Origin of the sequence: Rhodococcus sp. NBC_00297 (genome assembly GCF_036173065.1) — a bacterium.
In the GTDB taxonomy this organism is placed as follows: domain Bacteria; phylum Actinomycetota; class Actinomycetes; order Mycobacteriales; family Mycobacteriaceae; genus Rhodococcoides.
Genome location: NZ_CP108041.1, coordinates 898,931 through 920,302, shown reverse-complemented (window position 1 = coordinate 920,302; position 21,372 = coordinate 898,931). Strand labels below are relative to the sequence as shown.

Below are 21,372 nucleotides of genomic sequence, written 5' to 3'. Positions count from 1 at the left end.
CGTTCGGTGGTGACTGCGTGCGCCGGTGTCGGCGGACCCTTCCGAGGGCTCCGCCGCCTCCGGCCCCTGTCACTTCTCTCCGGAGTACCTCATGAACGAGCCGTTCTCGGCCCCTGTCCCGCATCCGTCCACACTGCGCGCCGACTGCGCGCGGTGCACCGGCCTGTGCTGCACCGCCCTCGGATTCTCGCGATCGGTGGAGTTCGCGACCGACAAACCACCGGGCGTCCCGTGTGCCCATCTGGACACGACTTTCCGGTGTTCGATCCACTCCGCTCTGCCTCGACGCGGGTACCGCGGTTGCGTGTCCTTCGATTGTTTCGGAGCCGGCCAACGCGTCAGCACGACGATGTTCCCTGCCGCGTCGTGGCGCGACGGTGACGCGACCGCGCGCACCGTCTTCTCGGCCTTCGAGGTCGTGATGGACCTGCACGAGATGCTGTGGCATCTGACGCGGGTGCGCACGCGTTCCCACGACAGCGACCTGACCGACGAGGTCGATCTGCTGTGCGCGGAGATCTCTGCCGCCGTCGACGCTGGCGCCACCTCGGTTCTCGCGGTGGACGTGACGTTCGTTCGAGGGCGCGTAAGGCAGGTGCTCGACACCGTGAGCGCCGAGGTGCGCGCGGCCTACTTCGCGGACGGGGCGGCGACGGACGCACGGCTCGTCCCGCAAGCGGACCTGGCGGGCGCGGACCTGCGTGACGTGTGGCTCGTCGGTGCCGACCTGCGCGGGGCGTCATTGGTGGGGGCGGATCTGCGCCGTTCCGACCTCACCGGATGCGACCTTCTCGGGGTCGATCTGCGCGGCGCGGACGTCCGGGGTGCGGACCTGCGTGACGCGCTGTTTCTCACCCGGACGCAACTGGCGTCCGCGAGCGGGGACCGGAACACCCGAGTTCCGGTCGACCTGGAGGTTCCGCCCGGGTGGTGACCGGTCGAACTGTGCGTCAGGTGGGGCGCGCGCCGGTCATCTCGGCCGGCGCGACGTCCGTCACCGACGACACGAATTCGCGGGCGATGTCCCGCAGTCGGCGGTTGGTGCGCTGCGACTCGGTCGAGAGCACCTCGAACGCCGCGGCGTCGTCGATGCCGCGCAGGGCCATGAGGATGCCCTTGGCCTGCTCGATGGGTGCGCGGTGGGCCATGGCATCGCGGAGGCCGTCGACGGTGGTCGAGAGGTCGCGGTGCTGGTCGTCGCGTTCCAGCGCGTCCGAGACGGCGCCGACCAGCGTGCTGAGAACCTGACGGTCCAGGTCGTCGAACGAGTGCGGGGTGTGGGCGAAGAGGGTGAGCGAACCGATGGTGCGGTCACCCACCCGCACCGGGGTGCACATCATCGCGGCGATCCCCGCGGCGCGCGCAGTGGTGCCGAATTCCGGCCACCGGGCGTCTCCCGCCTCGCAGTCGACCAGCACCGTCTCGCCCTCGCGAGCGGCGTGCAGGCACGGACCGCTGTCCGCGTCGTACTGCTCGAGGTCGATGGCGGAGACGGTGGCCGACGACGTCGCGGCCGCGAAGGGTGCGCCGTTCAGCTCGACGGTGACTCCGCACATGTCCGTGTCGGGGATGCACGCGCAGGCGGCGTCGACCAGCCGGTGCATCAACTCCGCAGCATGGTCGTCGTCGGTGCCCGCCGCGCTCAACGAGCGGACGGCGTTACCGATCACGACCGCGAGCGGCAAGGAGTCAGAGGAGTTCACGGCACCATTGCACCACGACGGGGCGACAACCTTCCGGCAACGACCAGGTCACCCCCGGTCGGCCGCAGGCGTACGGATGAAGAACGAGGCGCCCACTGCCAGCAGGGACACGGCACCGCCGCACAGGAACGCGGTGTGGATCCCCGACTGCTGCGCCGCCACGTCGCCCACGCCACCGGCCAGTCGGGAGGCCGCAGCGGTGGACATCACGGTCACGAACAGCGCGGTGCCGGCCGCTCCCGCCAACTGCTGCACGGTGTTGAAGATCGCGCTGCCGTGCGAGTACAGCTGCGGCGGAACCGAACCCAGTGAGGAGGTCATCAGCGGAGTCATGATCAGAGCGAGTCCGACGCTGAGCAGCGAGTGGATCGCGACGACCACGGGGAGGGCGGTGTCGGCCGTGAGGATCGTCATCGACCACAGTGCGGCGCTGACGACGACGGCGCCCGGGACCACCAGTGGGCGGGGGCCGACCCGGTCGAAGACCCGTCCGACGACGGGAGCGAGACCGCCCATGATCAGACCGCCGGGAAGGAGCATCAGGCCCGTGGTCAACGTGTCCAGCCCGCGGACGTTCTGCAGATACATCGGCAGCAGGATGAGGGCACCGAACAGCGCCATCATGCTGATGGAGAGCATGCCCAGGCCGATGCTGAACGTGGGGGTGCGCAGCGGACGCAGGTCGAGCAGGGCCCGGCCCGAGTCCTGACGAGCGATCTGCCGGAGGACGAACACGACCAGTGCGACGACGCCGACACCCAACGGGATCCACACGGGGACCGCGGTGCCCTCGGCGGCGTGACCCAGGCTGCCGAGTCCGTACACGATGCCGCCGAACGCCAGCGCGGACAGCACCACCGAGACGGCGTCGAACGGGGCCACCGTGCTCGCCGCGGTGGCGTTCTCCACCAGGCGGGATCCGATCGCGAAGGCCAACAACGCGATCGGGAGCACGAGCCAGAACATCCACCGCCAGTCGAGCGCACTGAGGATGACACCCGAGATGGTCGGCCCCACGGCCGGAGCCACGGCGATGACGATGGAGATGACGCCCATCATGCGGCCGCGCCGATCGGCGGGAACCAGTCGCAGCACGGTCGTCATCAGCAGGGGAAGCATGATCGCCGTGCCGCCTGCCTGGACGACTCGACCGGTGAGCAGCAGCGGGAAGCCGGGCGCCGACGCGGCGAGAACGGTGCCCACGGAGAACAGCGACATCGCCGCGAAGAAGACCTGGCGGAGAGTGAAGCGCTGGAAGAGGAAGCCCGTGGTCGGGATGACGATGGCCATGGTCAGGAGGAAGCCGGTGGTGAGCCACTGCGCGGTGCCGGCGTCGATGGCGAGATCGACCATCAGGGTGGGCAGCGCGACGCTCATGATCGTCTCGTTGAGGATCATGACGAATGCCGACACCACGAGCACCGCGATCAACAGCCGACTGCTCCGTGGCAGAGGCCCGTCCGTGACGCGCGGCGCGTCCACCTCTGTCTGCTGAACCTGCATCGTCGTGGGGCCTCTCTGTCGTTCGGTGTGGTAACAGTGTCTTCCTGCATGACAGTCACTGTCAAACTGGTTGTTGATGTAGGGTGACGGCCATTCGGAGAGGAGTGATGTCGTGAGTGGAGACGGCTCGACCGAGGTGGCGGCGACACCGGTGCCCGATCTGCGGGAACGTCGGCGTCGCGACATGTGTTCCGAGATCTCACTGGCGGCGCTGGAACTCTTCGAGCGTCAGGGATTCGCGTCCACCACCGTCGGCGACATCGCTCGCGACGCGGGCATCTCGCAGAGCACGTACTTCCGTCACTTCCCCACGAAGGAGCAGTCCGTCGTCGGCTTCGATGCCGGGCTCGAGCGCGAGATCCTGGCGTGGGTGACCGAGGCCGACCTCGCGGGTGTCGGTCTGGCCGGCATCGAGGACATCGTGGAGCGGTTCCTCCGGCGCATGAGTGCGGCGAACACGGCGTCGTCCGACCGCGTGATGCGCATCCGTCGGCTGATCGTGTCGGATGCGCACCTACGGTCCGCGGCGATCGCCCTCGACGAAGTGGTCATCGCTCGCCTGGCCGACGCGCTGGCGGCGCGAGTTCCGCGATCGCCCTCCCGCCTGACCGCCGAGACGGCGATCATGACCGTCCGGGTCGCGTTCGACTCGTGGGCGGCGCGCGTGGACGACGGGGATCAGGACGCCGACCTGGCGGAGATCTATCGCGTCGCGTGCCGTGATCTGCGGACCGTCGTGACCGGTGCCGCCCAGGACGTCACGACGTAGCCCTTGGTGCGCCGGTGGTCGACCGTGACACCAGGCTGGGCGTCAGCACGATGCTCGGCGCACTGTCGTCGACGGTGAGGGTGAGTGCGGCGTCCACCGCCGCGTCGGCCAGGCTCTCGGCGTCCTGGGACACCGTGGTGAGTGCGACGTGGTCCAGTCCGGCGACGCGCGAGTCGTCGTACCCGATCACCGACATGTCCCGCGGCACGGCGAGTCCGCGAGCGACCAGTGCGGCGAGAACGCCTGTGGCGCACCGGTCGTTGAAGGCGATCACGGCGGTGGGAGGGTGCTCTGTGTCGAGGAGTCCCTCGACTGCTCGCGCTCCGTCGTCCTCCGTGAGGCCGCCCCGCACCACCTCGGCTCGGGCGTCGTCGATGTGGGACAGGGCGTCCAGGAAACCGGCGGATCGGTCCTCGCTGCCCGGTGCGCCGTCGCCGTCGACGAAGGCGATGCGCCGATGGCCGAGCTCCTCGAGATGCCGTACCGCCAGCGTGATGCCGGCGACGTCGTCGCTGCGCACCGTCACCGTGTCCGGGGTGTCGACACGGCGAGCGACGACGACGGTGGGAACGGTGCGGGCGAGCGCGGCCAGCTCGTCCTCCGGCAGTCGGCTGCCGAGGAGGATCGTTGCCTCGCAGCGATCGTGACGAAGGGAGTCGATGGCCGCTGTCTCACCTCTGCTGGGTGCGACGGCGCTGAGAGCCACCTCGTAGCCCCGTCGAGCCGCGGCGGAATAGACGTGTTCGACCAGATCCCCGTGGAACGGTTGTTGCAGCTCGAAGACGACCCCGAGAAGCCGGGAGTGCGACTGCCGCAGACTGCTCGCCCGTCGATCGCGGACGTATCCCAGTTCGTCGGCGATCTCGCGTACCCGTGCGCGGGTCGCGTCGCTGGCACCGGGGGAGTCGCGGAAGACGATGGACACCAGGGCGGTCGAGACTCCCGCCGCCCGTGCCACGTCGGTCATCGTGACGGGACGCTCGGTTCGTCTCCTGGTGGTCACGCACTGATCGTACGGGGGTGTTGACGCCGGCGTCTAGTACGTTCTAGCCTCTGCGAACAGGTAAACTAGAACGTACTAGTAGGAGGCGTCATGGCAGTCGATCGTTCGGAGGTGGTGGGCATCGCGGTGCTCGGTGCGGGCAGGATCGGCGCCAACCACGCCGAGATCGTCGCGCGCCGGGTACCGGGTGCCGCACTGCGGGCAGTGGCGGATCCGGTGCCCGGCGCCGCCGACAGGCTCGCCGGGGAACTCGGTGCACCGACGGCGTCCACCGACATCCACGAGACCCTGCGGCGTGACGACGTCGACGCGGTCGTGATCTCCGCCCCCGCGCGGAGTCACACCGAACTCGTCGTCGCGGCCGCGGAGGCCGGGAAGCACGTGTTCGTCGAGAAGCCGATGGCCGTGACCCTCGAGGACGCGGACCGTGCCATCGCCGCCGCACGGGCCGCGGGAGTGACACTCCAGGTGGGCTTCAACCGACGCTTCGCGCCGGGATTCGCGGCGGCACGTCGGGCCGTCGACGAGGGCAGGATCGGTACGCCCCAGCTGCTGCGGTCGCTCACCCGTGATCCCGGCCCGTGGGGTGGAGATCCGAGCCGCGTTCCAGCGTGGACCATCTTTCTGGAGACGCTGATCCACGACTTCGACACGCTGTGCTTCCTCAACCCGGGAGCCGCTCCGGTGCGCGTGCACGCCATGGCCGACGCGTTGATCCGGCCCGAGGCCAGGGACGACGGCTTCCTCGACACCGCCGTCGTCACCATCGCGTTCGACAACGGCGCCCTCGCGACGGCCGAGGCCAACTTCTCCGCGCTGTACGGCTACGACGTCCGCGGAGAGGTGTTCGGATCCGGCGGCATGATCACTGCCGGCACCACGGCGTCGAGCGACATGACCCTGTACGACGCTCGCGGGATCACCGTGGACACCGCCCGTCGCGACACCGATCTGCTGCGCGAGGCCTACATCGGCGAGTTCACCGCGTTCGTGTCCTCGGTCCGCGACTCGACGCCCGCGGTCGTCGGTGGAGCCGACGCACGGGTCGCCCTGTCGATCGCGCTCGCCGCGATCGAGAGCGTGCGGTCCGGCGCCGCGGTCGCCGTCGCGGATCTCGACTCGGACGGTGTCCGATGACGTACACGCTGGCGGCCAGCGCCGAGATGCTCCACCTCGATCTGCCGTTCGTCGATCGGGTCCGACGGATCGCGGACCGCGGCCTGCAGGTCGAGATCTGGAACTGGTCGACGAAGAACATCGACGATCTGCAGGCCACGGGTGCCCGGTTCTCCTCGATGACCGGGTACTTGAGCGGAAGCCTCACCGACCCGGACGGCATCGACGAGTTGCTCCGCACGGCCGCGGAGTCGCTGCGCGTGGCCGATCGGCTCGACTGCCCGCGCCTGAATCTGCACGGCACAGGTCTCGATTCCGAGGGGTTGCCGGTCCACCCCGAGCACGCGGTGACCCCCGACATGTGGCTCCGGGCGGCCGACACACTGCGCCGGGTCGCGGAGCTGGGCGAGCGTGCCGGTCGCGTGTTCACCCTCGAGAACCTCAACACCGCGGTCGATCACCCCGGTACACCGTTCGCCACCGCGGCGGACACGCTCGCACTCGTGTCCGCGGTGGACAGTGCGGCCCTGCGCCTGAATCTGGACCTGTACCACGCTCAGATCGGCGAGGGGAACCTCATCGAGACGGTGCGGCGCTCGCTTCCCTGGATCGGCGAGATCCAGGTGGCCGACGTTCCGGGGCGCTGCGAACCGGGCACCGGGGAGATTGCCTACCCGGTCGTCGCCGCCGCACTGCGCGAGATGGGGTACGACGGTGTCGTCGGTCTCGAGGGGTGGGCACGCGCCGATCCCGACGAGGCACTCGACGCCTTCGAGGCGGCGTTCACGGCGCCGTGATCGTCGGTCAGCTGTCCTCGGTGATCCGGCGGGCCACGTCGACGAGTGGCAGTTCCGCTGCGGCAGCGGCTTTCTCGAGTAGTGCTCGGGCCTCGCCCATGTCGAGATCGTCCCGCACCATGAGGATGCCGACCGCGATGCCGACGACCCGGCGGTCCGCCATGGCCGCACCGATCCGTCGGACTCCGGCGTCGAGGTCGCGCCCGCGGCCGTAGGACCACAGGGCGGTGTCGAGGTGGTCCACGAGGACGCACACCAGATCGTCCTCGGCCTCGACCTGCGCGGAGGACAGGGGAGGCCCCGCGGCGTACAGGTTGACCGATCCGGCGGCCGCCCCGTCGACGGTCAGCGCGCACGCGTGCACCCGGTCCACGCCGGCCCTCGCCGCGAGGGCGGCCAGGGGCGGCCAGAGTCGGGCCACCTCGTCGTGGGAGAAGTGCAGCGACGAGTGTGTCCGCAGCGCGCGCAGGCAGGGTCCGTCGTCGAGGTCGTACTGCTGGGCGTCGAGCGCGAACACGACGGCGTCGGTTGGGGACACGGTGAAGGGGTGGCCGTCCACGGTGGCGGTGATGCCGGCGTGCGCCACGCCGTCGAGTGATCGGACCGCCGCCGCCGCGCCCTGCTCGAGCACGACGAGCAGAGCGGCATCGTCGTCCACCGAGCCGGTCAGAAAATCGGAGACCGTGGTCGTCGCCGTCGAGTCCCGTTCGCGGGCCCGACGGAAGTGGGGGAGGTCGCGCAGTGCGAACAGACGTCGCGCGAGTTCGTCGTCCATGTCCGCGCCCCTCCCGTGAGATCGAGTCGTCCGGGACGAGACTACGCGGCCGACGTGCGTCAGCCGGGGTTCCGCGGATCGATCTTGTAGTAGGCCGTCTTGCGGTAGAGCGTGGCGCGGCTCATCCCCAGCTGACGGGCCGCCTGGCTCATCGTGACCTTGCCCGACGCGAGGACCCGCACTATCTCCCCGTGCTCGAACGCCTCGATGCTCGACAACCGGCGCGTCCGGCCCGCCAGCAGTTCGGCGGGGAGCATCGCGACGTCGACGACGTCCGCACGCGACGCGACTCGCGTGACGAGTTCGCGGAGCTCCGCCGCGCCCTGCGGCCAGTCGTGGTGCTGCAGAGCGCGTTCCGCCGCGGGGGTGATGTGCACGTCGCGTCCGCGCACCGCGCGCGCGAACTCGTGAGCCAACGGCACGACGTCGTCCGGTCGGTCCGACAGTGGGGGCAGCGACACGACCGATGCGACCGCGGAGGCGAGTGCGGCCGGGATGTCGTGCAGTCGTTCGGCGGTGACCGCGAAGGGCATCCGGGTCTCGGCGGACCGCAGCAGGTCGACGAGTGACTGCGCGGCGAAGTCGGGGAGCGTGTCGACGTCGCGCAGGACGACGACCGTGTCGGTGCGATCCGCCTCGTACGTCCACAGGTCGAGCCACGTGTCGACGTCGTCGGGTGCGGGGGCCGCTGCCGAGAGAATGCGGTGGCGCGGGAAGGCGCGCCGCGCAGCGTGCGTCACCAGCGACGAGCGGCCGGAGCCGGGGCGGCCGATCACCGCGACGGTCGATCCCGCGGCCATCGCGGAGTGGGCGTCCGCCTCCAGTCGTGACCACTCCGCGCCGAGTCGAACGCCTGTGCCGGTGGACCCGTGCTCGATACGGAAGAGGCTGCGACGCACCGTCGGTCGCTCTCGTCGACCGATCGATCGGGACGACATCGACAGCGAGATGGTGCTCGCGGCCGACCGTGCGAGTGTGAGTAGGAGGTCGCTCGACGTCCGGGACCAGGTGGTGAGATTGACGGCACCCTGCAGACGACCCGTCGCGGGATCCAGCACCGGGGCGGCTGCGCAGGTGAAGCCGGTGAGGCTGTGGGAGTAGTGCTGTTCCGCTCGGACCAGGGTGGGTGCCAGGTCTGCCAGCGCGAGACCCAGACCGTTGGTCCCCACCTCCCGTTCCGAGTAGCCGAAACCGGGCGCGAGGTGGACGTCGTCGAGCGCGCGGAGCAACGTGTGGTCCCCGCTCAGGCGGGACAGAACGAGGCCGTCGGCGTCGGTGAGCATGAGGCCCACCGGCTCGGCGGTGAGCGTCCGCTGCAGGTCGGCGAGCACTTCGTCACCGCACTGCCGAAAGAGCGACTCCTGCCGTTCCGTCCCGGCGAAGACCGGCTCGACATGATCGACCGGGATGCCGTAGCGCCGACTCCGAAGCCAGGAGGCGCGGAGTCGAGGGGGTACCGCACCGGCGACCGCGTCCACCTCGCGGCCGGAGCCGGTCCGGTGTTCGGGGAGCTGTGCTGGCACGCGGGCGTCCTGGTGGGTCGAAGCGGGTCGGGTTGTGATCCAGGTTACAGCGCCCGAGGGGTGGTCGACCGTCTCAGATTGAGACGCCGGGGACGCCCGCTTCCCGTCCGTCGCGCCCTAGCGTCGAGCCAGTGAAGGTGACGCCAGTCACACGACGAAGGGACCTCGATGTACACCAAGGGCGACAACAGCTTCTTCATCGTCGACGCGCACGTCGCGCTGTGGGACGCGCGGCCCGAGAACCAGCGCAACATCCACGGCAAGCAGTTCATCGACTGCTTCTACGACTACCACCGCAACCTGTCGCCCGAGAGCGAGCTGTGGCCGTACGACGAGTACCTCTATCAGGGCGGCGACCGCCTGATGAAGGACCTCTTCGAGGACGGGTACGTCGATCATGCGATCTTCCAGCCGGCCCACCTCGGGGAGTTCTACGTGAACGGGTTCGGGCAGACGGAGGAGGCATGGGCCCTCACGGCGCAGAATCCCGACAAGCTCACCTACAACCACCACTTCGATCCGCGCAACGGCGAGCGTGGGCTCGATCAGCTCCGCGCCGATGCCGAACGGTTCGGACTGAAGGGCGTCAAGCTCTACACGGCGGAGTGGCACGGAGACTCTCGCGGCTACAAGCTCGACGACGACTGGACCCGGCGTTACCTCGAGGTCTGCCGCGAGCTCGGGATCACCAACATCCACGTCCACAAGGGACCGACCATCAGGCCGCTCGATCGCGATGCCTTCGACGTGGCGGACGTCGATCATGTCGCCACCGACTTCACCGATCTGAACTTCGTCGTCGAGCACTGCGGTCTCCCGCGGCTCGAGGACTTCTGCTGGATCGCCACCCAGGAGCCGAACGTGCATGCCGGGCTCGCCGTCGCGATGCCGTTCATCCACTCCCGGCCGAAGTACTTCGGCCAGATCATGGGCGAGTTGCTCTACTGGCTCGGTGAGGACCGGATCCAGTTCTCGTCCGACTACGCCCTCTGGACACCGCGCTGGCTGATCGAGTCGTTCGTCGACTTCCAGATCCCGGCGGAGCTGAGCGAGTACCCGGAGATCACGATGGACCAGAAGCGCAAGGTGCTGGGCCTGAACGCCGCGAAGATGTACGACATCCCGGTTCCGGCGGAGCTGCAGATCGCCGATGCCGACGAGACGGCCACCGGCCCGCGCGGCGCCGACCGTGCGGCCGACGACATTCTCGTGGGAGCGTGAGATGACCACCCGTGCCGACTCGGCGATGCGGGCTCTGGACGTGGTGATCGATCCCGAGCTCGACGAGCCGATCACCGACCTCGACTTCGTGCAGTCGCTCACCGTCTCCGAGGACCGTGACGTCGTGGTGCACCTGCGCTTGCCGACGTCCTTCTGCGCGCCGAACTTCGCCTACCTCATGGCCTCCGACGCGAAGGACGTGCTCACCGGCCTGCCCTGGACGCGGAACGTGACGGTGGAACTCGACGACCACCACGATTCACCGATCATCAACGCGGGACTCGCCGCGGACGCGGGATACCGGGGCACCTTCGCGCACGAAGCGGAGAACGATCTGGAGGAGCTCCGGACGACGTTCCAGCGCAAGGCTCACGTCGCGGCGATGGAGCGGTGCCTGACCGCGCTGCTGAAGCGGGATCCGTCCCGGCGCATGGAGGACATGGGAACTGTTGTGCTGGGCGATCTCCCGGACGACGACACCACCAGGGCACTGCGGTCGCGGCGACGGTCCCTCGGCCTGGACGACGTGCCCGACAGCATCGTCATGGTCGATCACACCGGAGCCGGCTACACGCAGCTCGACGTGCCGCTCGCACTGCGTCGGGCTCGATCGACCCGCATCTCGATCGACGGCAACGCCCACTTCTGCCGGGGACTGCTCCGTACCCGCTACGACGACCCGGACCGCACGACGGTCGACGCCTGACCTTCCCGAGAAGCCGAGGAGACACATCATGAACACCATGCGCGCAGTCCAGGTCGTGGGGTACCACGAGAAACTCCGAATGACCGAGGTGCCCGTTCCGACTCCCACGGGGCCGTTCGACGTGGTCGTCCGGATCGGTGGAGCGGGGGTGTGCCGTACCGATCTGCACATCCTCGAGGGGCAGTGGGCCGAGAAGTCGAACGTGACCCTGCCGTACACGATCGGTCACGAGAACGCCGGCTGGGTCCACGCCGTCGGTTCCGCAGTGACGAACGTGCAGGAGGGTGACAAGGTCATCGTCCACCCGCTCATCACGTGCGGGCTCTGCCGCGCCTGCCGATCCGGCGACGACGTGCACTGCGAGATCAACCAGTTCCCCGGCATCGACACGAACGGTGGCTACGCGGAGTACCTGAAGACGTCGGCACGCAGTGTGGTGAAGCTGGACGACTCGCTGGAGCCGGCGGACGTGGCTGCCCTGGCCGATGCCGGACTGACGGCCTATCACGCCGCGTCGAAGGCTTCCCGGCATCTGACTCCCCGCGACCGCGTCGTGGTGATCGGCGCAGGCGGGCTGGGGCACATCGGGATTCAGGTGCTGAAGGCGCTGACCGCGGCCGAGATCGTGGTCGTCGACCGTAACGCCGACGCGGTGAAGCTGGCCCTGTCCATCGGGGCGGATCACGGCGTCGTCGCCGACGGCACCCACATCGAGCAGGTGCTCGAGCTCACCGGCGGGCAGGGCGGCGAAGCGGTCATCGATTTCGTCGGTGAAGGCGGCGCGACGGCGGAGGGCATCGCGATGTTGCGGCAGGCGGGCAATTACCACGTCGTCGGATACGGCGAGAACATCGACGTGCCGACAATCGACATCGTGTCGTCGGAGATCAACGTCATCGGCAACCTGGTCGGGTCCTACAACGACCTGTGCGACCTCATGGCTCTCGCGGCACGCGGGTCCGTCGTTCTGCACACCGCGAAGTACGCACTCGACGACTTCCAGAGCGCCATCGACGATCTGGACGCAGGCACGGTGCGAGGGCGGGCCATCCTCACGCCGTGAGAACGGCCCGCCGCCGGTCAGTGCGTGACGAGGTCGTCGGCGTCGGTGAGGGTGGCGCCGGTGGCGTCGTGTACCTGCGCCGCCGTGACACCGGGCGCGGTCTCCCGCAGGACCAGGGTGCCGTCGCCGACGACGTCGATGACGGCGTAGTCGGTGATGACACGGTCGACGACGGCCTGACCGGTGAGGGGGAGCGTGCACGCGTCGACGATCTTGGGGTTGCCGTCCCGATCGGTGTGCTCCATGACGACGATGACGCGCGCGGCGCCGTGGACGAGGTCCATGGCGCCGCCCATGCCCTTGACCATCTTTCCCGGGACCATCCAGTTGGCGAGGTCGCCGGTCGCCGAGACCTGCATGCCGCCGAGGACGGCGGTGTCGATGTGGCTGCCGCGGATCATGCCGAAGGACAGCGCGGAGTCGAAGAACGCCGCGCCGGGCAGGGTGGTGACGGTTTCCTTGCCGGCGTTGATGAGATTCGCGTCGACCTCGTCCTCGGTGGGGTAGGGGCCGGTACCGAGGATGCCGTTCTCGGAGTGCAGCGTGACGCGGATCGCGGGATCGAGGAAGCCGGGAATCAGTGTGGGCAGCCCGATGCCGAGGTTCACGTAATCACCGTCGCGCAGTTCGGCCGCCGCGCGCCGAGCCATGTTCTCGCGGGTCCATCCGGTGTCGGTGCTCATCGTGCGTCTCCTGCGGGTCGGGTGGTGCGCTTCTCGATGCGGGGTGTCTGTGGGCCGGTCTCCACGATGCGCTGGACGAACACGCCGGGCAGGTGCACGTGCGCCGGGTCGATCTCGCCCGGCTGCACGAGATGCTCGACCTGAGCGACGGTGATGCGGCCGGCCATGGCGGCGAGCGGGTTGAAGTTCATGGCTGCCTTGTCGAAGACGAGGTTTCCGTCGGTGTCACCCAGGTGCGCGTGCACGAGCGCGAAGTCGGCGCGGATACCCTCCTCGAGGACGTACCGCTTGTCGCCGAAGACGCGGGTCTCCTTCGGGGGGGATGCGAGTGCGACGGATCCGTCGGCGGCGTAGCGCCACGGGAGCCCGCCGTCGGCGATGGGGCTGCCGACACCGGCCGGGGTGAAGAACGCCGGGATGCCCGCGCCCCCGGCGCGTAGTCGTTCGGCGAGAGTGCCCTGGGGAGTGAGCTCGACCTCGAGCTCGCCGGAGAGGTACTGCCGGGCGAATTCCTTGTTCTCGCCGACGTAGGACGCGGTGACGCGACGGATCCGGTGCGCTGCGAGCAGGATGCCGAGGCCGTGGTCGTCCACTCCGCAGTTGTTGGAGAAGACCTCCAGATCGGTGACGTCGGTGGCGGCGAGGGCGTCGATCAGTGCGTCCGGGATGCCGCAGAGTCCGAAGCCGCCGACGGCCAGGGTGGCGCCGTCCGTGACGCCGCGTATCGCGTCGGCGGGGGTGGACAGGACTTCGGTGGCCACGAGTTCCTCCTGAGATCGAGTACTGATCAGATGTACGGTCCGGTGAGTGGACGTGCGCACTCTCTGCATTCGATCAGGACCGCAGCGTCTTCGCAGGCGATACGGGTTCCGGACGGCGAACTGCTCGACTCGTGGAACGATCGGCGGCACGGTGTTCACTGAGTGGACACCCCGCGAGCCCTAGACTGTGGTGATGGCGGAGGCAGCGAGGTCGGTCATCGCGCGGGTCGCGGCCGTGATGCGTGCCATCGGTGATCACGAGCCGGACGGCGCGTCGACCACCGACATCGCCAGGACCGCCGGGTTGGCGCGGCCCACCGTGCACCGGATGGTCACCGCGTTGGCGGCGGAGGGCTTCGTCGATCGGCACGAGTCGGGCCGGTGGGCGCTGGGGCCCGAGACCTTCCTTCTCGGATCGATGGCAGCGGAGCGGTACGACATCACGTCGAGCGCGGGAGACATCCTGCGCGATCTGGCCCGAACGACGGGGGAGAGCGCCTTCCTGTCGGCACGTCGGGGCGACGAGACGGTCTGCATCGCGAGCGAGGAGGGCAGTTTCCCGCTGCGCTCGCACGTCCTGCACGTCGGCCTGCGCATGCCCCTCGGAGTCGCGTCCGCCGGGTTGGTGATCCTCGCGCACCTGCCCGAACGTGAGCGGGTGGAGTACCTCGACCGTGCAGAGCTCGGCGGCTGGGGAGAACGTCACGCGCCGCGCGAGATCGCCGAACGGGTGGAACAAGTTCTGGTGCAGGGATACTCGGTGAATCCCGGGTTGTTGGTGGAAGGTAGCTGGGGTCTCGGGGCCGCGGTGTTCGATCGCCGCGACGCCCCGGCGTGGGCGCTGAGTCTGACGGGCGTCGCCGGCCGTTTCGACGATGTCCGGCGCCCTGTTCTCGGCGAACAGCTGCTGCGGGCCGCACACGCGTTGACCTCGCGTCTGCGGTGATCGGAGGTCGATGCGGCCGGTCGGACAGAACTGAGGCGGTACATCCAAGTTATTCATCCGTTATATCGTGAATGCATGCCTGATATCGTATCGATGTCGACATCAGAGTCCGAGAATCGTTGTCGCACAGAGGTGTCAGTCGTCCATCACGTGATTGTCCGGACTCGACAGAATGTCGCAATTCCGGCATGCATTGACATTACCGTTATCGTCCTGTTCACTCTCATTTATGCCGTAAATCTACGTCGCATTCGACGGAGTCGGCTCGATCTCACACCTGCCCCCGCCACATCTCGGCGCCGTGGTCGTCTTCTCGGACGGTCATCGACGCGCCGACGTCGCCGGGGCGTCATCGCACCGCTCTGCGTCGTCGGGGACAGAGTCTGCGCACCACATGTGCTGCATCAGGGATGCGGCACATTCACCACATCGCGCAAGGAACCGCATGATCAGGACACACCTCGACCGCTCTCCCTTCGACGCCGCGAAGCGAGGCCGCCTCCCCGCACTGGGTACCGTCGCCGTCGCCACGGCGGCTCTGATGATCGTCGGCGCGAGCACCGCCGACGCCGCCACTCCGGTGGGACTCGGCACCGCTGCCAGTTACGCGGTCCTGGCCGGTGCGGGCGTGACCAACACCGGCCCGTCGGTCATCTCGGGTGACCTCGGAACCAGTCCGACCGCGGCCGTCACGGGGTTTCCGCCCGGTCTCGTGAACAACGGCACGATCCATGCCGCCAATGCGGTTGCGCTGCAGGCGCAGTCGGACCTCACCACGGCATACGACCAGGCGAGTGCGGAGCCGATCTCGGCGAACGTCGCTGCCGACATCACCGGCAGCACCCTCGCCCCGGGGGTCTACAAGGCTTCCAGCGCACTGGCCCTGAACGGCACCGTCACGTTGGACGGTGGATCGGATCCCGACGCCGTCTTCGTCTTTCAGGCACCGTCCACATTGATCACGGGGTCCGGCAGCAGAGTGGCACTGATCAACGTGAATCCCTGCAACGTCTTCTGGCAGGTGGGCAGCTCGGCGACCATCGGTACCTCCACGACGTTCGTCGGAACGGTACTGGCGCTCACCTCGATCAGCGTCCAGAACGGTGCGACCGTCTCCGGACGTGTGTTGGCGCGCAACGGCGCGGTCACCCTGGACGACAACGTGATCACGGCGAACGACTGCTCCCCGCGGACGACCACCACCCCGGTCGGCGACGGAGGAGTCGTGGTGCCTCCCATCGTGATTCCGATCCCGTCGATCCCGGGACTGCCGTCGATCCCCGGTGTCCCGCCCGTGATCACCATCCCGGGTCTTCCGGGGTTGCCGGGTACACCGCCCACCTCGTCGGTGCCCACCGCACCGGCGGTCCCGCCCACCTCGGACACTCCCGGTACGCCGGGAACCCCGAACACTCCCGGTACGCCGGGAACCCCGAACACGCCGGGAAATCCGAACACTCCCGGAACCCCGAACACTCCCGGAACCCCGAACACTCCCGGAACCCCGAACACGCCCGGAACCCCGAACACGCCCGGAACCCCCGGTGTCCCCACGGGTCCGGACGCGCCGGGCCGGTACTCGCCGGGCAGCCAGATCACTCAGGTCCCGGGTGGTGGCGTCGACACGGGTGACGGCAGCACCGTCCGGTCGGCCGACCACTGGCGGCCCGCGTCGATCGGCCTCGCGGCCGCGGCGATCATCGGGTCGGCCCTGGTGCTGCGTCGTCGAAAGAGCTGACATGGCATCACGTTCCGTCACCACCGCGGCGCGCTCACTGTGCGCTGCGGTGCTGCTCGCGCTGGCGCTGATCTCCGGATGCTCCACTGCTGCCGGCACCGCCCCGCCGGCGCCGGCCGCGACCGAGTCGGCGGACGTCGGCGTGGTCGACGAGGGCGCCACCGGTGTCCCTGATGCCGTGGCCCTCTCGCCGCCGGTCCGCATCGACGTTCCCGCGATCTCCGTGAGTTCCGACCTCATGGGCCTGGGTCTGCAGCAGGACGGGACGATGGAGGTACCACCCGGCGCGTTTCCGGCCGGGTGGTACACGGGTTCACCGATTCCCGGCGCGATGGGGCCGTCCGTGATCGCCGGTCACGTGGCCTGGGACGGTGCGCCGGGCGTGTTCTCCCGGCTCGGTGACCTCGTCCCGGACGACGACGTGATCGTCACTCTGCAGGACGGCACCACGTCGCGCTTCCGGGTCATGGAGGTCGATCAGTACCCGAAGGCCGAGTTCCCGACGAACACGGTGTACGGCGACATCGACCACCCGGGACTCCGGCTGATCACGTGTGGCGGTCGATTCGACAGCGACGCAGCCAGTTACGACGACAATATCGTGGTCTACGCTGATCTGATCAGCTGATCCGTTCGCGGATCCGGTCGATGATTTCCAGGGTCTCGACCGCGTCGGCGAGGGGATGGACGGCGGACTCGACCTCGCCGACGGAAATCCTTCTCGCAGCCTCCACCGCGGCGAGATGCAGTCCGTCGACCTGGAGGCCGGGGGTCTCGTCGTAGGCAAGGGTGATGCCGTCGCGGAGTGCGACGGTGAACGGCCCCGGCATGAAGAAGGGCCCGGCGATGGTGAGCGTGCCGTCCCGGCCGCACACGACCGCCGTCGTCGGCGTGTTCGTCAGGATCGTGGTGTTGAGCACCGCATGTCCGGACTCGCCGGTGAGAAGGGCCGAGATCTGACCGTCGATCTCGTCATTGGCAGGTCGACTCCGAGCATCCACCGTCTCCGGTGCACCGAGAACCGAGTAGGCGAAGGACGCGACGTACGTTCCCAGATCCAGGAGCGGGCCACCGGCCAGCGCCGGATCGTAGATGCGGTGATCGGTGGTGAAGAACTCGCCGTGATCCGCGAGCACCGTGTGGATCGGTCCGAGGACGCCGCTGCGGAGCACCTGCTCTATCACGTCGAACTTCGGCAGGAATCTCGTCCACATCGCTTCTCCCGCGAACACTCCTGCCGACCGTGCGGCCTCCGCGATACGGGCCGCGCCGGCCGCGTCGACGGCGAGCGGCTTCTCGACGAGCACGTGCTTGCCCGCGGCGATGGCGTCGAGGGCGTTCGCGAGGTGCTCGGTGTGCGGCGTGGCGATGTACACGATGTCAACGTCGTCGTCGGCGAAGACGGCCTCGTAGGTGCCGTGCGCACGGTCGACGCCGTGCTCGTCGGCGAAGGCGCGTGCGCGCTCCGGTGAGCGGGATCCCACCGCGACGACGGTCTGGGTCGTGTGCCGGTGCAGTGACTCGACGAACCGGTGCGCGATCCAGCCCGGCCCGAGGACTGCCCATCGGAGCACGGGCGCGTCACGGGGATCGGGAACTCGTGACAGGGGGAGGGAGGCGCTCTGCGTCATGCGGCAGAGCCAATCAGACGAAAGCACATTTGTCAGGACATTAAGATGTAATACTTTCGATCATGACTGTGCGGGTTGGAATCATCGGTGTCGGCGTCATGGGAGCGGACCATGCCCTGTCCCTCGATCGGCGGGTGTCGGGCGCGGCGGTGACCGCTGTCGCCGACTTCGACGCAGCACGGGCGAGTGCAGTCGCCTCCACCCTGCGCGGCGCCACCGTCGCGGCGGACGGCCCGGCGCTGATCGAGCGCGACGACGTCGACGCCGTCGTCATCGCCTCGCACGATTCGACCCACGCCGAACTGGTGCACCTGGCGCTGGCCGCGGGCAAGCCGGTGCTGTGCGAGAAGCCGCTCGCGCCCACGGCGGCGGAGTGCCGCGAGATCATCGCCGCGCAGGGCGAACGCACCTTGATCACGGTCGGCTTCATGCGTCGGTTCGATCCGGCCTACGTGGACCTGAAGCGCGTGGTGTCCTCCGGTGAACTGGGTGAACCCCTCGTCGCCCACTGCGTGAGTCGCACCGTCGAGGCCTACCCCGGCGGCACGTCCGCGTCGACCATCACCAACTCCGCGATTCACGAACTCGACATCGTGCCGTGGTTGCTGTCGTCGCCGATCACGGAGGTGAGTTGGCACGCGGGTCGTACGTCCGCGCACTCCGGAACGCGCCAGGATCCGCAGATCATGCTGTTGCGGACCGAGTCCGACGTTCTGGTGACGGTCGAGATCTTCCTCAACGCCCGCTACGGATACGACACGAGGTGCGAGGTGGTGGGCGATATCGGAGCGTCTGCGCTCGTGCTGCCCACTCACGTGGTCACCGACCGCGACCGCCGGCGGTCCGTGGCCTACCCGGCCGACTGGGTTCCCCGCTATGCGGACGCGTATCGCCTGCAACTCCAGGAGTGGGTCGATTCCCTCGAGGCCGGCCGGGTCTCGGAGCTCGCCGACGCGGACGCGGGGCTGCGTGCAGGTCTCGTCGCCGACGCTCTCGTCGCCTCGATGAACGAGGGCGGCCGAACCGTCGTCGTGGAGTGATCTCGGCGGTACGTTTATCCATGTCCGACTCGGGCACCAGAATCCATGGATTCCTTCGACGCCACCCGCGCCGTGGTGGAGCGGTACGCGCCGTCGCTGGGTGTGGACGGGATCGCGGTGGCAGTCATCGTGACCGCGGCGATCCGCGACCTCGTCTACAGCAGCGACGACGTCGCGACCCGCATCGACGAACTGCAGTTCACGCTGGGAACCGGGCCCTGCCTCGATGCCTTCCGGAGTGAACAGACGATGATCAGCATGGTCGGTACCGACGAGGGCTCGCCGTGGCCGCTGTTCGACGACGCCGTTCGAGCTCTCGACGTGGGTGCCGTGTTCGCGCTTCCGGTGGGCACGGAGCCGACGGTGGGCGTGCTCGAGCTCTACCGCCGCGACGCGCATCCGTGGTCGCCGGTGACCGCGGCGCGTGCCGCGCGGTGCGCCGGGGAACTCGCGTCCGCGGTGCGCCGCGACGTCGCCGGAGTGGGGGACGACGCCGCGGACGATCCGCTGTCCCGCGCCTCCGTGCACGTGGCTGCCGGCATGATGGCAGCACGGTTCCGGATCACCGCCGACGAGGCCGTGGTTCGGCTCCGGTCCCTCGCCTACGCAGACGGGATACGCGTCACCCAGCTCGCGGACGACATCGTCGGGCGGCGGGTCGAGCTGACCGATGCCCTGCTGGACTGACGCCGGCCGCGGAGCGGCTCAGATGACGGTGCCGACGTCGGAGGCCACGATGCTGTCGAGAGCGTGCTCCGCGACTGCGGCGATGGTCATCGACGGATTGCAGGCGGCGCAGTTGCCCGGGATCAGGGCGCCGTCGAGAACGTAGAGGCCGCGCTGTCCCTGGACTCGACCCTCCAGATCACAGACCGTTCCCATGTTGGCCCCGCCGAGCGGGTGCCAGGTGGACGGGAACACCGCGTTGGTGTCCACGACGAGGCTGTTCGGTCCGGCGATCGCGCGCACGCGCGGGTCGATGTGACTCTGGATGGCCGCATCCCCCTCGTGCGGCCACCGCAGGATCGCATCGTCCCGCGCACCGTCGTAGACGAAACGCCCACGGGCGTCGCTGACGCCGTAGCCGACCAGAACGGTGGTTCGGGCATCCACCCCGAGAGGGGGGAACGACGCCTGGATGACCGTCATCGCGCGGGACGGGTCCGCCCAGTCGAGACTGCCGAAGACCACCGGGCCGCCCTGTGCGGGTCCGAAGTCCTGGTCGAACGTCGTCCACGAGTAGATCCTGTCCGCGTTGGTGCCCCAGCCGTCGCCGAGCGCGTCCGGCATGTCCGGGATCCGGCCGGACGCTGCCGCCCGCATCAGCAGTCGCGTGGTGTTCATGCTGCCCGCAGCCATGATCAGGGTCGGCGTGGTGAGGATCTTGTTCTCCACGACCGCCCCCGAGGTGTCGATGCGGTCGACGTACACCGTCCACCGGCCGTCGGACGCCCGTTCGACGTCGGTGACCTGGTGCAGGGTCTGTACCGTCGCCAGCCCGGTCGCCTCTGCCTCGGCGATGTACGTGACGTCCACGGAGAACTTGCCGCCGTTGTTGACGCCGATGGCGCCGTCGCCGTTGGTGTAGGACGGGGCCATCTCGCCACGAAGTTCGTCGAGCGCGAAGTTCCAGTCGATGGGCATCGGGATCTTCGACACGGGGAGTCCGAGTCGTCGTGCACTGTCCCGGAATGCTCGTGGTGCAGCGTAATTGGGGCTGTCGACCAACTCGTCGGGCGCGACCGCGAGGTGCAGCATCCGGGCGACCCGCGGGTAGTGGACGCGATCGAGCAGGCCCCAGTCCAGTGCGCCGGGGAACTGCGACGCGAACACCGCCTCGGCCGGCTGCAGCGTCATCCCCTGATAGACGAGGGACCCGCCGCCGACCCCGGCCGCACACAGCGCGGTCATGTTCTCGCCGGGAACCGCCTCGACGAGGCCGGTGTACGCCGGGACGTCGATCGGACGTCCGAACACGTTCTTCGCGGATCCGTACCAGAGGAAACGACCGTCGGGTGAGCGAGCGTGCGGAAAGGTCTCGGCGTTCGGACCGGTCGGCCATCGCAGACCGCGCTCGAGCACGGTCACCGGAACGCCTGCCTGTGCGAGGCGCAGTGCGGCGACGCCGCCGCCGAACCCGGAGCCGACGATCACCACGCGGTGATCCTCGCGAGAGAGCGGAACTCGTTGTGTGCGTGCGGCGATGCCGTGAGCAGAGGCGCGGGCGGCATGGTTGCCGGCGATCAGCGCACCGCCGGCCGCGGCGGCGCCGGAGAGGAACGTGCGGCGAGTGAACGGTGACATGCGGCTTCCCCCGGATCGTTCGTGGAGTCCGCCGATACCTGTGGGCACCCCCCGGCGAACACCCGATCTCGATGCCGGGTGCTCAGAACC

The 21,372-nt window shown here is 68.9% G+C and carries 21 protein-coding genes; 12 read left to right on the top strand and 9 right to left on the bottom strand.

Annotation, left to right across the window (positions count from 1 at the left end):
- The first annotated feature begins 304 nt into the window (after nt 1–304).
- Complete coding sequence (locus tag OG947_RS04295) at nt 305–934, top strand: pentapeptide repeat-containing protein (protein WP_328813195.1); 630 nt, start codon at nt 305–307, stop codon at nt 932–934.
- A 16-nt stretch (nt 935–950) separates the two neighbouring features.
- Here the strand turns inward: OG947_RS04295 and OG947_RS04290 are convergent, their stop codons facing one another.
- Complete coding sequence (locus tag OG947_RS04290) at nt 951–1,703, bottom strand: GAF and ANTAR domain-containing protein (protein ID WP_222650187.1); 753 nt, start codon at nt 1,701–1,703, stop codon at nt 951–953.
- A gap of 48 nt (nt 1,704–1,751) precedes the next feature.
- Complete coding sequence (locus tag OG947_RS04285; protein WP_051612949.1) at nt 1,752–3,206, bottom strand: MDR family MFS transporter; 1,455 nt, start codon at nt 3,204–3,206, stop codon at nt 1,752–1,754.
- A gap of 112 nt (nt 3,207–3,318) precedes the next feature.
- Between OG947_RS04285 and OG947_RS04280 the strand changes: the two genes are divergently transcribed.
- Nucleotides 3,319–3,975, top strand: coding sequence for a TetR/AcrR family transcriptional regulator (locus OG947_RS04280; RefSeq protein ID WP_328813194.1), 657 nt, complete (start codon nt 3,319–3,321; stop codon nt 3,973–3,975).
- Here the strand turns inward: OG947_RS04280 and OG947_RS04275 are convergent.
- A complete protein-coding gene (locus OG947_RS04275; RefSeq protein WP_056447165.1) occupies nt 3,965–4,942 on the bottom strand; it encodes a LacI family DNA-binding transcriptional regulator in 978 nt (325 codons plus the stop codon). The genes OG947_RS04280 and OG947_RS04275 overlap by 11 nt on opposite strands.
- A gap of 126 nt (nt 4,943–5,068) precedes the next feature.
- Here OG947_RS04275 and OG947_RS04270 point away from each other — a divergent pair, with 126 nt between their 5' ends.
- Nucleotides 5,069–6,115, top strand: a complete 1,047-nt coding sequence (locus OG947_RS04270; protein ID WP_222627569.1) for a Gfo/Idh/MocA family oxidoreductase — start codon at nt 5,069–5,071, stop codon at nt 6,113–6,115.
- A complete protein-coding gene (locus OG947_RS04265) occupies nt 6,112–6,891 on the top strand; it encodes a TIM barrel protein (protein ID WP_328813193.1) in 780 nt (259 codons plus the stop codon). Before OG947_RS04270 ends, OG947_RS04265 begins: the two co-directional genes overlap by 4 nt.
- A gap of 7 nt (nt 6,892–6,898) precedes the next feature.
- On the opposite strand, the gene OG947_RS04260 is transcribed toward OG947_RS04265, so the two are convergent.
- Nucleotides 6,899–7,666: an ANTAR domain-containing protein gene (locus OG947_RS04260; protein ID WP_328813192.1), complete on the bottom strand. Its 768-nt coding sequence runs from the start codon at nt 7,664–7,666 to the stop codon at nt 6,899–6,901.
- Between the two features lie 59 nt (nt 7,667–7,725).
- A complete protein-coding gene (locus OG947_RS04255) occupies nt 7,726–9,189 on the bottom strand; it encodes a helix-turn-helix domain-containing protein (RefSeq protein WP_328813191.1) in 1,464 nt (487 codons plus the stop codon).
- A 168-nt stretch (nt 9,190–9,357) separates the two neighbouring features.
- Here OG947_RS04255 and OG947_RS04250 point away from each other — a divergent pair, with 168 nt between their 5' ends.
- The 3 genes from OG947_RS04250 to OG947_RS04240 are packed head-to-tail and all read left to right on the top strand — an operon-like array spanning nt 9,358 to nt 12,179.
- On the top strand, nt 9,358–10,410 hold the full coding sequence (locus tag OG947_RS04250) for an amidohydrolase family protein (protein WP_328813190.1): 1,053 nt from the start codon (nt 9,358–9,360) through the stop codon (nt 10,408–10,410).
- 1 nt (nt 10,411) lies between these two features.
- Entirely contained in the window at nt 10,412–11,116 is a 705-nt protein-coding gene (locus OG947_RS04245; protein ID WP_328810156.1) for an iron-sulfur cluster assembly protein, read from the top strand.
- Between the two features lie 37 nt (nt 11,117–11,153).
- Nucleotides 11,154–12,179 (top strand): NAD(P)-dependent alcohol dehydrogenase, encoded by a 1,026-nt coding sequence (locus tag OG947_RS04240; RefSeq protein WP_056447576.1) that lies wholly within the window; start codon nt 11,154–11,156, stop codon nt 12,177–12,179.
- A 17-nt stretch (nt 12,180–12,196) separates the two neighbouring features.
- Here the strand turns inward: OG947_RS04240 and OG947_RS04235 are convergent, their stop codons facing one another.
- Both OG947_RS04235 and OG947_RS04230 read right to left on the bottom strand, forming a co-directional pair.
- On the bottom strand, nt 12,197–12,862 hold the full coding sequence (locus tag OG947_RS04235) for a 3-oxoacid CoA-transferase subunit B (protein ID WP_222646130.1): 666 nt from the start codon (nt 12,860–12,862) through the stop codon (nt 12,197–12,199).
- Nucleotides 12,859–13,623 carry a CoA transferase subunit A gene (locus tag OG947_RS04230; protein ID WP_056447180.1) on the bottom strand — a complete coding sequence of 255 codons (765 nt, stop codon included), beginning with the start codon at nt 13,621–13,623 and terminating at the stop codon, nt 12,859–12,861. The genes OG947_RS04235 and OG947_RS04230 overlap by 4 nt, the downstream gene beginning before the upstream one ends.
- 193 nt (nt 13,624–13,816) lie before the next feature.
- Here OG947_RS04230 and OG947_RS04225 point away from each other — a divergent pair, with 193 nt between their 5' ends.
- The 3 genes from OG947_RS04225 to OG947_RS04215 all read left to right on the top strand — a co-directional run bounded on the left by OG947_RS04225 (nt 13,817) and on the right by OG947_RS04215 (nt 16,935).
- The gene (locus tag OG947_RS04225) at nt 13,817–14,569 is read left to right on the top strand and encodes an IclR family transcriptional regulator (protein ID WP_222638266.1); all 753 of its coding nucleotides are present in this window, start codon (nt 13,817–13,819) and stop codon (nt 14,567–14,569) included.
- Between the two features lie 445 nt (nt 14,570–15,014).
- Nucleotides 15,015–16,307 (top strand): ice-binding family protein, encoded by a 1,293-nt coding sequence (locus OG947_RS04220; protein WP_328813189.1) that lies wholly within the window; start codon nt 15,015–15,017, stop codon nt 16,305–16,307.
- 1 nt (nt 16,308) lies between these two features.
- The gene (locus tag OG947_RS04215; protein ID WP_328813188.1) at nt 16,309–16,935 is read left to right on the top strand and encodes a class F sortase; all 627 of its coding nucleotides are present in this window, start codon (nt 16,309–16,311) and stop codon (nt 16,933–16,935) included.
- Here OG947_RS04215 and OG947_RS04210 read toward each other — a convergent pair.
- The gene (locus OG947_RS04210) at nt 16,928–17,938 is read right to left on the bottom strand and encodes a Gfo/Idh/MocA family protein (protein WP_328813187.1); all 1,011 of its coding nucleotides are present in this window, start codon (nt 17,936–17,938) and stop codon (nt 16,928–16,930) included. The genes OG947_RS04215 and OG947_RS04210 overlap by 8 nt on opposite strands.
- A 62-nt stretch (nt 17,939–18,000) precedes the next feature.
- On the opposite strand from OG947_RS04210, the gene OG947_RS04205 reads away from it, so the two are divergent.
- Nucleotides 18,001–18,978 (top strand): Gfo/Idh/MocA family oxidoreductase, encoded by a 978-nt coding sequence (locus tag OG947_RS04205; RefSeq protein WP_328813186.1) that lies wholly within the window; start codon nt 18,001–18,003, stop codon nt 18,976–18,978.
- A 45-nt stretch (nt 18,979–19,023) separates the two neighbouring features.
- Nucleotides 19,024–19,665 carry an ANTAR domain-containing protein gene (locus OG947_RS04200; RefSeq protein ID WP_328813185.1) on the top strand — a complete coding sequence of 214 codons (642 nt, stop codon included), beginning with the start codon at nt 19,024–19,026 and terminating at the stop codon, nt 19,663–19,665.
- A gap of 18 nt (nt 19,666–19,683) precedes the next feature.
- On the opposite strand, the gene OG947_RS04195 is transcribed toward OG947_RS04200, so the two are convergent.
- A complete protein-coding gene (locus OG947_RS04195; protein ID WP_222638261.1) occupies nt 19,684–21,282 on the bottom strand; it encodes a GMC oxidoreductase in 1,599 nt (532 codons plus the stop codon).
- Nucleotides 21,283–21,372 lie beyond the last annotated feature (90 nt).